General features: G+C 64.7%; 14 protein-coding genes. 5 read left to right on the top strand and 9 right to left on the bottom strand.

Features of this window, described 5'->3' with window-relative positions; genetic code table 11:
• Positions 1-303: 303 nt before the first annotated feature.
• Positions 304-3003 carry a leucine--tRNA ligase gene (leuS, locus tag LDH74_RS15935; RefSeq protein ID WP_226039683.1) on the bottom strand — a complete coding sequence of 900 codons (2700 nt, stop codon included), beginning with the start codon at positions 3001-3003 and terminating at the stop codon, positions 304-306.
• Positions 3004-3183: 180 nt separating this feature from the next.
• On the opposite strand from leuS, the gene LDH74_RS15930 reads away from it, so the two are divergent.
• Complete coding sequence (locus tag LDH74_RS15930; protein ID WP_226039682.1) at positions 3184-3954, top strand: SDR family oxidoreductase; 771 nt, start codon at positions 3184-3186, stop codon at positions 3952-3954.
• Here the strand turns inward: LDH74_RS15930 and LDH74_RS15925 are convergent, their stop codons facing one another.
• From LDH74_RS15925 to LDH74_RS15915, 3 genes are all read right to left on the bottom strand, one after another.
• A complete protein-coding gene (locus LDH74_RS15925) occupies positions 3955-4755 on the bottom strand; it encodes a hypothetical protein (protein ID WP_226039681.1) in 801 nt (266 codons plus the stop codon).
• Between the two features lie 169 nt (positions 4756-4924).
• The gene (locus LDH74_RS15920) at positions 4925-5344 is read right to left on the bottom strand and encodes an Hsp20/alpha crystallin family protein (RefSeq protein ID WP_226039680.1); all 420 of its coding nucleotides are present in this window, start codon (positions 5342-5344) and stop codon (positions 4925-4927) included.
• Between the two features lie 99 nt (positions 5345-5443).
• Positions 5444-5902, bottom strand: coding sequence for a peroxiredoxin (locus LDH74_RS15915; RefSeq protein ID WP_226039679.1), 459 nt, complete (start codon positions 5900-5902; stop codon positions 5444-5446).
• A 141-nt stretch (positions 5903-6043) separates the two neighbouring features.
• Between LDH74_RS15915 and LDH74_RS15910 the strand changes: the two genes are divergently transcribed.
• Entirely contained in the window at positions 6044-6202 is a 159-nt protein-coding gene (locus LDH74_RS15910; protein WP_226039678.1) for a hypothetical protein, read from the top strand.
• A gap of 80 nt (positions 6203-6282) precedes the next feature.
• Here LDH74_RS15910 and pheA read toward each other — a convergent pair whose 3' ends face one another.
• From pheA to LDH74_RS15895, 3 genes are all read right to left on the bottom strand, one after another.
• On the bottom strand, positions 6283-7095 hold the full coding sequence (gene pheA / locus LDH74_RS15905; protein WP_226039677.1) for a prephenate dehydratase: 813 nt from the start codon (positions 7093-7095) through the stop codon (positions 6283-6285).
• A gap of 74 nt (positions 7096-7169) precedes the next feature.
• Positions 7170-8480 (bottom strand): MFS transporter, encoded by a 1311-nt coding sequence (locus tag LDH74_RS15900; protein ID WP_345778530.1) that lies wholly within the window; start codon positions 8478-8480, stop codon positions 7170-7172.
• A 553-nt stretch (positions 8481-9033) separates the two neighbouring features.
• Positions 9034-9342, bottom strand: coding sequence for a non-histone chromosomal MC1 family protein (locus LDH74_RS15895; protein WP_098727332.1), 309 nt, complete (start codon positions 9340-9342; stop codon positions 9034-9036).
• A gap of 238 nt (positions 9343-9580) precedes the next feature.
• On the opposite strand from LDH74_RS15895, the gene LDH74_RS15890 reads away from it, so the two are divergent.
• On the top strand, positions 9581-9778 hold the full coding sequence (locus tag LDH74_RS15890; protein ID WP_098725211.1) for a hypothetical protein: 198 nt from the start codon (positions 9581-9583) through the stop codon (positions 9776-9778).
• 223 nt (positions 9779-10001) lie between these two features.
• Here LDH74_RS15890 and pheT read toward each other — a convergent pair whose 3' ends face one another.
• Positions 10002-11714 (bottom strand): phenylalanine--tRNA ligase subunit beta, encoded by a 1713-nt coding sequence (gene pheT / locus LDH74_RS15885; protein WP_226039675.1) that lies wholly within the window; start codon positions 11712-11714, stop codon positions 10002-10004.
• On the bottom strand, positions 11714-13240 hold the full coding sequence (locus LDH74_RS15880) for a phenylalanine--tRNA ligase subunit alpha (protein ID WP_226039674.1): 1527 nt from the start codon (positions 13238-13240) through the stop codon (positions 11714-11716). Before LDH74_RS15880 ends, pheT begins: the two co-directional genes overlap by 1 nt.
• Positions 13241-13692: 452 nt before the next feature.
• Here LDH74_RS15880 and LDH74_RS15875 point away from each other — a divergent pair, with 452 nt between their 5' ends.
• Positions 13693-14640, top strand: coding sequence for a UbiA family prenyltransferase (locus LDH74_RS15875; RefSeq protein WP_226039673.1), 948 nt, complete (start codon positions 13693-13695; stop codon positions 14638-14640).
• Positions 14641-14766: 126 nt separating this feature from the next.
• Positions 14767-16437 carry a histidine kinase N-terminal 7TM domain-containing protein gene (locus tag LDH74_RS15870; RefSeq protein ID WP_345778561.1) on the top strand — a complete coding sequence of 557 codons (1671 nt, stop codon included), beginning with the start codon at positions 14767-14769 and terminating at the stop codon, positions 16435-16437.

The raw sequence follows: 16437 nt of genomic DNA, 5'->3' as shown, positions 1-16437 counted from the left end.
CGTTGAGCCGTCGGGCAGCGCGATGCTGCCCGATGTCTTCTTTAACAATGTTTACCCGCCCCAATTGAATGTATCGATTCAACTGATTGTCGCGAATGATAGTCATACACTATCCCTTGAGAATCAGTTCTACAGACATTATTCCCGGTATTTTGTTTGCCCGAACTAACGCTCAAATAAACATAAATTATATTTAATTGACTTGTAGCGGAGCGAAAAGCTGATCGGAACATCGGCGAACGGTCCGCAACTCTCCGCGGACGGCGCGATCGATTTACGTGGCGGTGATCGCCGGGGGTGGGTTCAGTCGTCTATCTCGATGGCCGGTCGACCGGGCTCGGCGTTTGTGAGCACGTCGTCGTCGGCCTCGTCGGCGCGAACGACGCGAACCGGTGCCTCGAACTCGCGTTCGATCAGCCACGCGGCGGACTCGAGCGCCGCGTGTTCGTCGCTCGGCCCGAGCGTCATCGACAGCGCCTCGCGTTCGACCTGGAGGTCCTGCCCGTAGTCGGCCGCCGCGTCGCCCTGCTCGCGGATGTGTGACTCGCCCATGAGTTCGCCGATCAGGTTGTCGGCGTCGCTCTCGATCGCGATCTCGAGGGCGTCGTACTTCCAGTCGGGGGCGACGACCACGTCGATCGCCGTCGGATCATCGATCCCGGCGACCTCGACGATGTCACGGATGTCCTCACGAGTGTTTTCGACCAGTCGGCGGCGCTTGGCGACGTGGTCGCGGTCGACATCGGCGGTCGGCCACTCGGCCTCTGCGACGAACTCGTCGTTGCCCAGCGTCTCGTAGAGCGCCTCGGCGAGGTGGGGTGCCACCGGCGAGAGCAGGCGGACCACGGCCGAGAGCCCGCGCTCGTAGGTCGCCGCGTGGGGATCGGTGTGATTGGCGTATTGCCGTAGCGTCCGCGTCAGATCCTGCGTTTCACGCAGCGCCTTGTTGAACGTTAGGTCGTCGTACTCCTCGCTGGCGATGGCGATCGTCGCGTCGATCTCCGCGTCGACGTAGCTCGCGACGGCGTCGTCGTCGCCGTCGGGCTCGTCGGCTCGCGGGCTCTGCCCGCTCGCATCTTCCGCGGCGCGTTGCGCCGCGTGCTGTTCGACCATTCCCTTCAGCCGATCGAGGAAGGCGTAGGTCGACTGGACGCCCTCTTCGCTCCAGTCGAAGTCGCGTTCGGGCTGGGCGGCCTGCATCATGAACAGCCGCGCGGTGTCCGCCCCGTACTCCTCGACGATCCGCTGGGGCGAGACGACGTTCCCCTTCGACTTGGACATCTTCTCGCCCTCGAGCTGGACCATGCCCTGGGCCAGCAGGTTCGTGAAGGGCTCGCGGTGCTCGAGCCCCTCGTGGTCGGCCAGCACCTTCGTGAAAAAGCGCGAGTAGAGCAGGTGCATCACGGCGTGTTCGATGCCGCCGACGTACTGATCGACGGGCATCCAGTCGTTGGCCCGCTCCAGGTCGAAGGGGGCGTCCTCGAGGTCCGGAGAGACGTACCGAAGGAAGTACCACGAGGAGTCGACGAAGGTGTCCATCGTGTCAGTCTCGCGGACGGCCTCGCCGCCGCAGTCGGGACACGCGGTCTGCTTCCACTCCTCGGCGGCGTCTAGCGGGTTCCCGGTGGTGTTTATGAACTCCGGCAACTCGACCGGCAGCTCCTCCTCGGGGACCGTGACGGGGCCGCAGTCATCGCAGTGAATCACCGGAATCGGGGTACCCCAGTAGCGCTGGCGGGAGATCCCCCAGTCGCGTAGCTGGTACTGCGTGGCCTCCTCGGCGCTCTCGACGTCCTCTGTCAGCCGTTCGCGGGCCGTCTCGCTCTCGAGGCCCGAGTACTCGCCGGAGTTGACGAGGACGCCGTCGTCGGTGTACGCTTCCTCGCTCACGTCGGGTGCGTCGGGGACCGTTTCACCGTCCCAGTCGTCAGGTTTGGGGGCGATGACAGGCTCGATATCGACGCCCATCTTCTGTGCGAATGCGTGGTCGCGCTCGTCGTGGCCCGGCACGGCCATCAGCGCGCCCGTCCCCACGTCCGAGAGCACGAAGTCGGCGACGTAGACCGGGATCTCCTCGCCGGTGACGGGATTCGTCGCGGTCAGCCCCGTCTCGACGCCGTTGGGCTCGTCGCCGTCCGGGTCTGCCTCCTCCTCGATGAAGTGACGGACGTTGCCGTTCTCTTCGGCCAGTTCCTCGCTGATCGGGTGATCGGGTGCGAGCGCGAAGAACGTCGCTCCGTAGATGGTGTCGACGCGGGTGGTGAACGCTTCAACCGGTCCGTATTCCCCGATTTCGAAGTCCAGTTCCGTCCCGTACTGCCGACCGATCCAGTTGCGTTGCATCTGGCGAACCGAGTTCGGCCACCCCTCGAGGTCGTCGATCGCTTCCAGTAGTTCGTCGGCGTACTCGGTGATCTTCAGGAACCACTGCTCGAGTTCGCGCTGTTCGACGGGCGTGTCACAGCGCCAGCAGAGTTCCGCCTCGCCCTCGACCTGTTCGTCGGCGAGAACGGTCTCACAGTGGGGACACCAGTTGACCTCGGCGTCGCGGCGCTCGACGAGGTCCTCCTCGAGGAACCGCTCGAAGAGCCACTGATTCCACTGGTAGTATTCGGGCGTGCAGGTGGCGATCTCCCGCTCCCAGTCGTAGCCAAAGCCCATCGACTCCATCTGTGCGGTCATCGTCTCGATGCAGTCGAACGTCCAGTCGCGGGGATTCGTGTCGCGCTCTTTGGCCGCGTTCTCCGCGGGGAGACCGAACGCGTCCCAGCCCATCGGATGGAGGACGTCGTCGCCGCGCATCCGGCGATACCGAGCGTACGCGTCCGTGATCGTGTAGTTGCGGACGTGGCCCATGTGGAGTTTGCCCGACGGATACGGGTACATTCCGAGGACGTACGTCGGATCCTCGACGTCGTCGGGCGTCCGATAGACGTCCGCCTCGTCCCACGCCTCCTGCCAGCGCCGTTCGACCGTCGCGTGGTCGTATCCCGCGTCGCTCATTTGCTTATATACGTCTAGGAGGGGACGCCGCCCTATAGCTTTCCATACCGTCCCCCGTCGGGCCGTCGAACGGCCTCGGCGAACGGTCCCGCCGAACGCTCCTCGAGCCGTACCGAACGCTCGTCCCGACCGGTTCCGGGAGGCAAGCGGTTTTATTCTCGTCCCGCCACACCCCGAGGTATGGTAGCAGATTCCACCGTCTTCGTCACGGGTGCGAGTCAGGGGCTCGGCCGCGAAATCGCCGTCGCGTTCGCCGACGAGGGTGCGAACGTCGCGCTCGCGGCCAGGAGCGACGGCATCTACGATACCGCCGACCTGATCGACGCCCCCGATCGAACGCTGGCGGTCGAGACCGACGTGACCGATCCCGAATCGGTGACCGATGCGATCGACGAGACCGTCGACGCCTTCGGCGGACTGGACTGTCTCGTCAACAACGCGGGGATCGCCGGCCCCACCGCGCCGCTCGAGGAGACGACCGACGGCGAGTGGCTCGAGACCCTCGACGTCAACGTCGTCGGAGTCGCCCGCGTCACGCGGGAAGCGGCCCCGCACCTGCGCGAGTCCGAGCAGGGAAGCGTCATCAACATCTCGTCGATCGGCGGCAAGCGGCCCTACGCCAATCGGGGCCCGTACGCCGCCTCGAAGATGGGGCTGATCGGGGTGACCCGCTCGCTGGCGGCCGAGTTCGGCGACGACGGCGTGACCGTCAACGCGATCTGTCCCGGTCCGGTGGAGGGCGAGCGAATCCGGGGCGTCTTCGAGCGACAGGCAGAGGCGGCGGGCGTCCCCGTCGAAGCGGTCGAAGGGGAGGTCCTCGAGAGCCTCATGATCGACGAACTGGTCCCGCCCGAGGAAGTCGCGGACATGGCCGTCCACCTCGCGAGCGAGGCGTCGCGCCACGTCACGGGGCAGGACATCAACGTCTCGTCGGGCGGGGCCTGGTACTAGTCAGAGGACAGCGAGAACCGCGACGAGCAGGCCGATACCGACGAATACCCCGCCGCCCGCCCGACGGAGCCGGACCGACGAGCGAACCTGCTCGCGCTGGTCTTCGAGGCTCCCGGTCGCGATCACGAGCGGCGTCTCGTCGGTTCCCCGTAGGACGTAGCCGTCGGCCGTCTCCGTCAGTTCGCCCTGAACGACCAGTTCGTCGCCGTCCCGGACGACGGTGGCCTGATACTTGTCGGGCATGGTGGTCTTTCCGCCGACGCTCACGTTGAACTCGAGGTCGCTGACGACGCCGTCCTCGCCCGCCAGCCCGGTTCGCTCGAAGAAGCGATTGACCGGGCCGAGGTCGCCGAGATAGGACTCCGTCTCGGGATCGCCGAGGAACAGTTCCGGCGAATCGAAGGGATCGCCGTCCGCGTCGGTCGCCAGCGTCGTCGCGTCCACGCGGACGCGGTCCCAGCTGTGATCGACGGCGAACTCGCCGACCGCCAGTTCGGACTCGGCGGTCCGCCACCGGCTGCCGTTCGGTGCGTTCTCCTTTTGGCGGACCCGCCACGCCCAGAGAGCGGGTGCGTCGCCTCCGTTCGACTCGGGTCCGGTCCGCGCCGGCGACGCCGGCTCGAGGACGTGGACCGGCCCGCTTACGGTGGCTTCGCCGCCCGGTTCGACCCGCTCGTCGCCCGCTGACGCGAGTTCGCTGATCGTTTCGCTTCGATCACTGAGTTCGCCGGCTCGAGACAGCACGACACCGCCGAACAGGATAAAGATCCCCGCGAAGACGAGTGCGACCACTTGGACCATAGCAGAGCTGTTATAATCGAGACATAATAACTGCCCGGAAACGACCGATCACGGCGACGGGTCGGCAGGTGACCGCACGGATGCCGTCGCCGCGTTCGCGTCGCTGCGTCGCTCGGCAACCCCGATCTACGACCGAAAGCCGGTCGGCTCCGAGGAGCTCCACCGCCGGCTACTCGATGTCGATCTGTTTCGAGTCCCCGCTTCCCGAGACCTTCGGGAGCCGGACCGTCAGCACGCCGTTCTCGAAGCCGGCGGCCACCGATTCCTCGTCGACCGGCTCCGGCAGGCGGATCCGCCGACTCGCCGACGTTTCGGTCCGTTCGCGTCGGAGATAGCTCCCCTCGGCGTCGCGCTCCTCGTCCGTCCGGTTGGCCTCGAGACGCAGCGTGCCGTCCGAGAGCGTCAGTTCGATGTCGTCGGTCTCGTAGCCGGGGAGGTCGGCCGTCACGACGTACTGCTCGTCGGTGTCGGCGACGTCGACCGGCACCGAGCCGGGGACCTGTAGCCCGCCTGCGGTCATGCCCTCTTCGACCTGTCGGCTCACGCGGTCGAGCATCTCCTCGATATCGTCGAACGGATTGCGTCGCATGGCGGCATGTAGGGTCCCGAAGGGGATAAATTCTGCCCGAAGCGCGACGACAGAAGGCGGGGCACTCGAAGGCGGCTCGCGTTTCGGAGATCGAACGCGTTACTCGGGGAGGGTGACGAGTCCGTCGTCGAGCGCGTCGAGCAAGACGTCGCGCGCGTGACCGTCGGGATCGACGCCCTCGTAGACCGCCTGCACTTCGCCGTCGGCCAGCAAAAACGTCGTCCGGGTGGTCACGCCGCTGTCGCGCAGTTCGACGTCGAACGCGTCGGCGATCTCGGCGTCGGGATCGGCCAGCAGGTCGAACTCGAGGCCCTCCGACTCGGAAAAGGACCGGTGGGAGTCGACGTCGTCGACAGAGACGCCGTAGACGTCGACGCCGGCGTCGCGATAGGTCTCGCGCTCGCGCTGGAACTGGTTCGCCTCGACCGTACACCCCGGCGTGTCGTCTTTCGGGTAGAAGTAGACGACCGTCGGTTCCTCGAACGCCGGCGAGACCTCCTCGCCGTCCTGATTGCGTGCGGTCACGGTCGGCGCGTCGTCGCCTGCATCGAGTGGCATACTCCCGGTAACGCGGGACAGTGAAAACAGTTTGCGGTCCTCGGTTCGGTGATTTCGGCACCGACAGCGCTCGATCCGGCACTAACGGTCAATTCTGCCCCTGTCGGTCGAACTATCGCACCCGTTCGCGTACGGAGCGCTATGATCGATACCGCCCTGCACACCGGTTCGGAGCACCCCGACCTCCTGTGGATTCTCGTCCCCTCGTTCCTGACCTTCGTTGCGGGTCTCGGTGTAGCCACCTACGCCGACCGGATTCGCGAGCGGCTCCGTCCCGAGGAGAGTACGACAAGCGAGTGATCGGCCCCAACCAGTCCGCGCTGCGTTCGTCTCTGATTCTCTCTCCCTCGAGCCACAGGGACCGGGGAGCGTTCTGCCCCCTATTCGACGACGTGTTCCGTATCGTACGAGCCGAGCCGCCGGACCCAGCCGTTCTCGGCCAGTTCCTCGAGGTCCGCGATCGCCTCCTGCGTTCGTGACTCGTAGAGCCCGGCCTCGAAGTCGACGTGGAAGACGTAGTCGCCCAACCGCTGGCCGCTCGGCCGCGACTCGACGCGGGTCAGGTTGATATCCCGGTCCGCGAACGGCTCGAGCAACTCGAGCAGCAGGCCGGGGTAGTTCGCGTTCGGGTAGACCACCAGCGAGGTCTTGCCGCCGCCCGTCGAGCGCTCCGCCGCGGGTGCGATCGCGAAAAAGCGCGTCGCGTTCGAGTCCTGGTCCTGAATGTCCTCGGCCAGCACCTCGAGTTCGTCGCCGCCGAGGGCCGGGTGGCCGATACCTGCGACCGAGGGATCGTCGCGGGCGAAGTCGACGCCCTGGGCCGTGCTCGCGACGGCCTCGAGCGTCGCGTCGGGGTACTCGCGCTCGAGATAGGTGCGACACTGCGCTAGCGCCTGCGAGTGGCTGGCGACGGTGTCGAACTCGGGGCCCTGTGCGAGCAGGGCGTGTCGGATCGGCGTGACGATCTCGCGGACGACGGCGACGTCGTAGTCGGCGATGGCGTCGAGGCTCTCCGTCACGGAGCCCTCGATGCTGTTCTCGATGGGGATGACGCCGCGGTCGTATTCGCCCGCGGCGACGGCGTCAACGATCGCCGTGACCGACTGGCGGAAGTCGATATCGCCGTCGTCGGCGATCGCGCTCGTCGCCCGGTGTGAGTAGGTCCCTTCGGGTCCCAGCGTCACTGCAGTCATTACCCGCCGATAGCAGGCTACGGGTCAAAAGACCGTCGGGTTCTCGGGGCCGGTCGACGACGGTTCCGCAGCACTCAGTCGTCGATCGGTGCCCCGGAGGTACCGCTATCGCCGCTCGAGGCCAGAAAGCCGTCTTCGGTCGCCCGTTCGGCGAGGCGGGGCTGGAAGACCCACGCGCACAGCAACAGGATGGGGATCATCGTGACCGCGACGACGGAGTAGCCGGTGTGGAGGCTCGGCATCATCGGCGCGGCGTAGACGAGCGGGTAGACGATTCCGCCGACCGTACCGACGCCGCCGACGACGCCCGCGACGCTGCCCGAACTGTTGGGGAACATCGCGGGCACCTGCGCGAAGATCGCGCCCTCGGCGAACGCACAGCCCATGCCGACGATGAAGCCGGCCGCGACGGCCAGTAGCACCTGGCCGGTCAGGCCAGCCAGCGTCATCCCGACCATCGCGAGCACGATGAAACACAGCGAGACGAACGTCCACTGCTCGCGGTAGCGACCGGTGAAGATCGGCAGAATGTTCTTCTCCGTGCGGGCGAGCAGGTCGCTGACGTAGCCGCCGATCGGCCGAAGCAGGCCGGCTGCGACGGAGAACGTCGCGGCGAACGTGCTAGCGAGCACGATGTTGTCCGTGTTGAACCCCTCCCGGTAGTACGTCGCCAGCCAGCCGTTCATCGAGAGCTCGAGGCCGAAGCTCATCACGTACGCCAGCGCGAGCACGACCGTTCCGTAGCGGGTGGCGGTGTAGAGCCAATCTTTGAGGTTCGCAGTCGACTTGGTCGCCTCTCGTTTCGCGTCGCTCTTGGCGGCCTCGCCGACCGTGTAGTAGACGATCGCCAGCAGGATCGAGACGATCCCGGTGTAGAAGAAGGCGGCTCGCCAACTCGTTTCGAAGATCGGACCGCTCCAGTTCTCGGTGAACACGCGCGGAAGGATGAGGGCACCGCCGGCGGCACCGGCGTTGCCGACGCCGGCGTAGATTCCCTCCGCAGTCCCCAGTTGTTCCTCGTCGAACCACTCGGAGACGTGCTGGATCCCGATGACGAAGGTGATTCCAGCGGTCGCAACGATTAGCCGTTCGATGAAGAAGACGGTGTAAGACTGGGCGAACGCCGACGCGATGGAGAAGACGCCGACGTAGGTTAACACGATGGCGAACACCGTCGGCGCGCCCCAGCGATCGGAGAGCCAGCCGGTCAGCATGCGACCGAACGGCGCGAGCCAGATCGCCGCGCTCGCGAGGATCCCGATCTCCGCGAGCGAGAGGCCGAACTCCTCGGCCATCGGCCCCGTGAACGGCGCGAAGGAGAACCAGATCAGGAACGAAAAGTTGAACCCGATCGTTGCTAACAGCAGCGTCCGCCACTTGGTCATCGTGATCACGATTGCCCACCCCGACTGAAGCTGCGAGTGGCCCACTTCAACTTCCTCGCTCCTATCCCGGTAGTGGAGACAAACGTATTGTTCCTCTCCGAATTTTCATCATCTTCGTACCATATTTTTCGATCTTCTTCGACGTACTTCAACATGGCTCACTCGAGTTGTTCGGCAACTCCCGTATAAATCCACTTATTAGAATATACCCAACTGTACGGCAGTGCTCTAACAAAGACACTCTGTATTATGCCGTTTAACTTGTTGACAAACGCTCTATGTGGGAGATATTGTGAAAATATTCGACCCTCTACTCGGTGAGTATCGTCGTCCGTTCGGTTTTCTCGCCGAACCGGATTCGTCGGTTCACAAGCGGACTGGGAGACCCCGTCGGGGTCGGCGAACTCGTCGGTTTCGCTTGATCACGAGAACCGAAGCGTATCGAACGACTCGACCCCGAGCGGTTCACACGATACGCGGCAGCACACTCTCTCCGACCTCATGCGCCGCTCCTGGTCGCTGTCACACCGGAGAAAACTACCGATCGGACGGCTTACTCGTCGAGGTGCTCGATTCCCTTCTTCGAGACGTTCGCTTCCGTGATCTCGTCGGGCATCCAGTCGGGCTTGTCGTCGGGAGCCGTCTCCTCCCACGCCCAACCGTCGTAGATGTGTACCTTGTCCGTCCCCTTCTCTCGAAGTTTGAGTTCGACGCGGTCCGCCGCCTCCTCGCTCGAGCCGGGCTCGAGCCGTCTGGCCGCCTTGAGTGCGGCCTGTCGGGGTGTGTTACCCGAGAAGACACTCGACTCGTCGTCGGGTGATTCGCGCAGTGCAAAGTTTCGTTTCCCGTCTTCACGTACCATGATTTTCGCCTCCATGTCAGTCAAGCACACGATCCGACATAAAGATATCCCCCAAAACCGACCGACTGCGCCAGTATCTTTAAGTAAGTAGCGTACACCATTTCACCGCAGTATCGTCACCCGGGATCCGGTCGCCGTGCCGTCGTCGTTCGCTCGATGCGCCCGTACCACGGCCACGCTCGGGGCGTCGAAAACACTTAAGTATATCCTACGGCGAAGTTCGGAATAGAATCCCGCGATGGTACGGAAAAAGAAGCTGAGTCCAAGCGGTGCGAAAGACGACGACGGTAACTACCACAACGTCCACCTCAACCTCCACGAAGACGAACTCGAGGTCGCGGGCATGGATATCGGCGACGAGGTCTTCGTCCGGGTCCGGGACGGCAAGATAATCATCCAGAAAGCCAACGAGGACGACGTCGAACACGAATTCTAACGAAATTTTGCGCTGCGTTCTGAACGAGCGAGAGCGCTAATAGCGCTCTCGCTCGCTCGTCACTCGGCAAAATTTCGATCAAAAGCACTCCTCCCTCCGTTCGTTCCCTTCGGTCACTCACATCGGTCGTCGGCCCGCTCGCTCGTTTCACTCGCTCGCGGTACAGAGGCTGGACCGCAGCGACCGCAGACCGGATTCAAACTCGAGAAAACCGCCGTCTCCCTCAGCGCAGCGCCTCGAGGTCGAACTCGAACGCCGACACCGGTACCTCGAGGTCGTGCTCGACGAGCACCTTCGGGTGGACCTCGCCGATCACGCCGACTTCCTCGCCGTCGATGACAACCGCTGCGGTTCGACCCGAAATAAAGGTTGGGTGGTCGGTCGGCGGCGTCTCGAGGTCGACGTCGAAGTTGCGAGTGAGGGTCTGCAGTCGGGCCTTGGCGTCCTCGTAGCCAGCCTCGTGGCTCGCGAGAACGGCACCGATGCGGCGGCCCTCCGCAACGCCGGTGTTCTCGCGCTCGTCGACCTCGGCGGCGAAGCCGATCTCGGCGAGATTTTGTGGGTACGAGCGGTGGGTGTTTCGCTCGAGGACCATCAGCAGCGAGGGCACGACCCACGTCCGGAGCATGGTGAAGTCCTCGCTGTAGGGCTCTTTGATCGTGGCGGGCTCGCCGGCTCCGTAAACGTCGTCACCGGGAGCGATATCGAGGCGGTCGAAGTTCTCCCCTTCGCTGATCATGTGGAAGTTCAGCAGGTCCTCGAAGCCCAGTCCGACGAGTTGGGTTCGGGCGGCGTTCTCGAGCCGGGAGCGCTCGTGACGCCCGCCGACGGTCCCCGCGTCGGGATAGCGGGGCTCGAGTTCGTTGAAGCCGTAGGCCCGCCCGAGGTCGTCGATGACGTCCAGCGGGTGGAGCACGTCGACGCGGTAGGGCGGGATCGTCACCTCGTAGACGAGGTCGCCGTCTTCGCTCTCCTCTTTCTCCGCTTTGAGCCCGGAACGCTCGGCGAGATCGATCACTTCGTCGGGGTCGAGCCCGATCCCGAGGATCGTCTCGATGCGGTCGTGAGCGACCGTCTTCGTCTTCATCGAGAGGTCGGGACGGACGATCTCGTGATCCGGATACTCGACCCGCACTTCCTCGAGCGTGGCCCCGCGAGCCGACAGCGCGTAGCAGACGATGTTCAGCATCTTGTCGATCGTCCACTGGTCGGTGCCGGTCATCTCGACGAACAGGTCTCTCGAGTCCGTCGACACTTCCGTCCGGCGGCCGTTGATCACCGGCGGGAACGAGAACAGCCCGATGCTGTCGTAGATCGCCGGATACCGCTCGTACCCGCTCACGAGGTCGGCGTAGGTCTGGCCCGTCTGGTGGTCCTCGAGCACGTCCGCCGGCGTCATCTCCTGATCGGAATCGAGCGGCACGAACCGATCCTCGTCGGGCTCGACGCCGACGTACTGGATGGTCGGGTTGCCCTCCGTTGCAGCGGTCCCTTTGAGCATCGTCAGATCGTGAATCCCGATCGCGCCCTTCGCGCGCTTGCGCCCCATCGTCGCGTGGAGCTTCTCCTGGAGCTGGATGAGCGAGTCGAGGCTCTCCTCGTCCAGATCGATGTCTCGAATGACAGCACCCGTGACGTACGGCCGTTCGTCGGGAACCGATTCGTCGACTTCGATGGTCCATTCGGGCGAGTTCGGCGAGGGAACGTGGACGCCCCGCGCGTCGCCGTACTGGTAGCGCATCGAGCGGGCGACGCCTTCGACGGAGAGCCGATCGAGGCGGTCCGGCGCGAACTCGAGTTCGAACTCGCCGTCCTCCGTGCGGCCCTCGAACTCGAGGCCGAGGCCGAACAGGTCGTCGATCAGGTCGTCGTCGCTCTTCTCGTCGTGTCCGGTCAGGGATCGCAGTTCGTCGGGGTCGATATCGACGGTGGGCATCAGTAGGTCACCTCGGTTTCGCGCAGCAGTTCGAGATCACACAGGGTTCCGTGGATGTCCCGGATGTCCTCGAAGCCGTACATCAACATGAGCAGTCGCTCGAGGGCAAGTCCCCAGGCCATCACGTCGCACTCCACGCCGAGGGGCTCGAGCATCTCCTCCCGGAAGATCCCGGAGTTGCCGATCTCGACGAGTTCGCCGGTCGTCGGGTGGGTACCGAACAGCTCGAAGCTCGGCTCCGTGTAGGGATTGTAGTGGGGCTTGAACTGAACGTCCGTAATTCCGAACTGGGCGTAGAACTCCTCGAAGGTGCCCATCAGGTCGCGTACCGAGAGGTCCTCGGCCATCACCCAGCCTTCGATCTGGAAGAACTCGAGTAAGTGCGTCGGGTCGAGCGTGTCGTTGCGGTACACTTTCTCGACGCTGAAGTACCGCGCGGGGGGCTCGATTTCGCCGACCTCCTGGCCCGCCAGATAGCGGGTCGACAGCGAGGTGGTGTGCCCGCGGAGCGCGAGCGCCCGGGCGAAGTCCTCATCCCATGGCGAGTGATAACCCTCGCCGTCCGGGCCGACGCCCTCCCGATGCGCGCGCTCGACGCGGTCGACGAGGTCTTCCGGCAACTCGTCGATGTGGGTCGGCCGCTCGAGCGCGAACCGGTCCCAGTGCGTTCGCGCGGGATGGTCCTGGGGCATGAACAGGCAGTCGTTGATCCAGAAGTCCGCGTCGACGTGGGGGCCGTCCATCTCCTGGAAGCCCATGCCGACGAGGGTATCTTTGACGCGCTCGGCGGTCTGGCGCAGGATGTGGACCTTGCCGCCGTCGAAGCGCTCGGCGTCGGCCTCGACGTTGTACTCGGAGAACTCGACGTCCTCCCACTCTCCGCTGGTCAGCAGCTCCGGGGTGACCTGGCCGACCGTCTCGCTCGTCTCGATGCCCGCCATCAGCTCCGTGACGGCGCGCTCGGTCAGCGTGACTTCGCGGACCGTCGACTCGCGGCGCTCGAGCAATCCGCGGCGCTCGAGCCCCTCGAGCGGTTCGTCGTCCGCGTCGACGGCCTCGACCGGCGCGTCGTCGGCGTCGGCGAGCGCCTCGAGCGCGTTCGCCTCCGCGTCCGCAGCCGGATCGGCAGCGGGGTCGGCGGTGATTTCGCCGCTGTCGATCACGCCGTAGTCCTTGCGCGCGTAGTTCGAGAGCGCGATGTCGACCGCACCCCCCTCGAGTCCCGATGCACCGATGACCTGCCCCATCGAGACGGGCTCGTCGTCGGCGCCGGCCTCGAGGGCGGCCTCGTAGAGCCGGACCTCGGGAAGCCCGTCGGTGACGTACTCGCGCCCCTCGTCGGTCAGCGCGACCGTTTCGTCGACACGCTCGCTGACGGCGACCAGTCCCTCGTCCTCGAGTTCGAAGACGGCTCCGGTGACGGTTTCGGGGGGGAGGTCGGTCGCCGCGGCGAGGGCGTCGACGGACGTTGCCTCGTCCGCGTTCGCGGCCTCGAGGACCGCGACCTGTTGTGCTGGAAGTTGCATTCGCTTGTTCGTATGCCTGCGTGTCGGTCAGTTAGCGGTTCCGATATGCCCGGGCGTCGGATCCGGGGAGCGGAGTGCGGTCGGTTTCGCCGCGAGCGCCCGGTGTGAGTGCTCGCGGATCCACCGGCCCGGCGTTACCGGGCGAAGAAGAAATCGAATCCCGACCGCTCGTGCGCTGGCTGTCCGCCGACACCGGCCGTCCGGGATTCGGGCGCCATAGGTCTCGCCTCTCGACGACACGCGAAAAAACTTGCGCCCGGCGTGGCTCTCGTCGTGACCGACGCCGGTCGCTCCTCCGAGTCGAACTCGTTGCGGGCCGCGATCGAGCGCCGATCCCCGTTTCCGGACGGTAATCAAACTCGGCTGCATCCCGTACTTACATCGTTCAGTACTGCCGATATATTTAGTACGGGGCGGCCGATAGGCGGCCGCTCTCGAACACTATTGAAACTATGAGACGAACCAATCAGACGCTCTCAGACGTCGGTACCACGACGGTTGCGCTACTCAGCACGCTGCTCGCCCGGCTCCCCTCGAGTCCGGGACGGGCATGGAACGCACTGGTGTACAGTTCGGCGTATCTGTCGCTGATCGCGATGGCCGAGGTGGTCATCGTCTCGACCCTCCTCTCGCTACCGCCGAGTCCGGCGGCGGTCGTCGTGGGGCTGGTCGTCTTCGCCGTCTACACCAACGATCGCCTCGCGGACGTCGACACCGACGTGATGTCGAATCCCGGACAGGCGGCGTTCGTCAGACGACATCGAGATATCCTCTACGTGCTGGCGTCGATCGCGTACGGGCTCGCGGTCGCACTCTCCGTACTCGGCGGCCCGATCGCACTCGCGGTCGCCTTGCTCCCGGGCGTGTTCTGGGTGTGCTACGCCACGAACTGGATTCCCGGGAGCGGGAACGTTGGGCGCGTCCAGCGGTTGAAAGACGTCTTCCTCGTCAATACGACCGTCGTCGCGCTCGCGTGGGCCGCGACCCTGACGCTCCTTCCGCTCGCGTTCGCTGGGAAGCCGATCACGATTTCGACGCTCGTCGTCTTCTCGTACTTCTTCCTTCGGGTGTTTACGAACACGGAGATCCCGAACGTCCGCGACGTCGACGGCGACCGGGCGATCGGCGTCCGGACGATTCCGGTCGTGTTCGGCGTCACTCGGACGCGCTGGATCCTCTCCGCGATCGATCTCTGTACGGCCGGACTCGTGGTGCTCGCAGTCTCCCTCGAGTTCCTCTCTCCCGCACACGCACTCGCGCTCCTCGCCGGAATCGGCTATTCGATCTGGGTAACGTCGCTGATCGGACGACTCGAGAACGAGCGACTGCTGGCGAAGGTCGCTGAATGCGAGTACCTCGTGGTCTTCGCCGTTCTCGCCTTCGTCGTCTCGCTCTCCTAACAACTGCACACTCCCATTCTCTTTCGCGAGGGGCTGATTTGCCCAGCACGTTTAATATCGAACAGCCATATCTCCTCCGTATCTGTGTTTTCTCTTACTGTTTTGTCAGCGATATTACTCGCAACCATTGCGATTGGAATGACTGCGCTCCTCCTCGCCTGGCGGGAACGACCTGAGCCCGGTGCAGTGCCGCTCGTCATCCTGCTCGCCGGACAGTGCTGGTGGTCGGCGCTCCTGCTCTTCGACATCGAGGCGTCGACGCTCGGTGCGAAAGTCTTCTGGGCGGATCTCAGATGGATCGGCGTCGTCGCCATTCCGGTCGGCTGGATGCTCTTCTCGCTGGAGTACACCGGTCGGGATCGGTACATTCAGCCGCGCTACGTCGCGATCCTCTCGATCGTGCCGGTGCTCACCGTCGTCTTTGCACTGACTGACACCGGCTTGCTCTACGCGGACTCGAGGCTGGTTCGCGAGGATGGTATGGTATTGCTCAGCCGGACTCCCGGCCCCTGGTTCTGGATTATCACCGCCTACACGTACCTGCTGGGGCTGCTCGGTTCCGTTCCGCTCCTGGAACTGATCCGAGACGACTCGCTGCCGTTCAGGGGCCAAAGCGCCGCGCTTCTCGTCGGCATCCTGGCACCGTGGGCGAGTAACGTTCTCTTTCTCGTGGGTGCCATCCCGGTCACGGGCCTCGACCCGACGCCGGTCGCGTTCTCGATCTCCGGCGTCGCCTGTCTCGGCGCACTCACGCGTTTCCAGCTCTTCGGGAAGAGTCCGTCGCCGAACCCGCGTGCGCGCCGACTGCTCTTCGAGCGGATGCCGGACGGCGCTATCGTTACCGACAGCCACGACTACATCGTCGAAATCAACGACGCCGGCGCGGACGTCCTGGGAACCGAACCCCGTCGCGTCCTCGGCAGGCCGCTTCAGGAGATCGCTCCCGACGACTCGCTGCTCCCGACTGACGGATCGGTCGCGACGCGACGCTCGTTTCGGAGCCCGCACGACGGCCGGCTGTACGACGTGACGGCGACCGCCATTACCGACATCCACGACCGGACGATCGGCCACGTCATCACGTTTCACGATATCAGCGAACACGTTCGACAGCAACAGCGTCACGAAGTCCTGAACCGCGTCTTCCGGCACAACATTCGGACGGAAACGAACGTCATCAGCAGCTACGCCGAGTTACTCGCGGACGGGGACGGTCAGGGTCAGGGCGCTGCCGACGAGATCACGGCGAGCGCGCGACGAATCGAAGAACTGGGAGTCAAAGCCCGCGAAATCGTCGACGTCTTCGAACGGGGGCGCGACTCGATCGACGTCGTCCCGCTCGAGTCGCTCCTCGCGGACGGCGTCGCGATTGTCCGGGAGGAGTATCCGGACGCTCGCATCGATTGTGAGTCGGACCTGGAGGAGATATACGTCGCTAGCGTCCTCGAGCCCGTGTTCGTCAACCTCATCGAAAACGGAATCGAGCACAACACCGGCCCGAACCCGTCCGTTCGAGTCGCAGTCGAATCGGACGGCGATCGGGTACGGATACGTATCGCGGATAACGGATCCGGGATCGACGACTACGAACGGTCCATCCTGGAGCGGGGAACGGAAACCCCGCTGGAACACGGAAGCGGTCTCGGGCTCTGGTTAGCCAAGTGGGGGGCCGAAATCGCCGGCGGTGAGGTGACGTTCGAGACGGACGATCCGACCGGTTCGATCGTCACCGTCGAAGTTCCGGTGCTGTCTCCGCCCACCGCCCCTCGAGCCGAATCGAACGGGAATCCGTCGTAA

The sequence above is a fragment of the Natrinema sp. DC36 genome, assembly GCF_020405225.1.
Lineage (GTDB): Archaea > Halobacteriota > Halobacteria > Halobacteriales > Natrialbaceae > Natrinema.
This window is presented reverse-complemented; position numbering and strand designations above follow the sequence as displayed.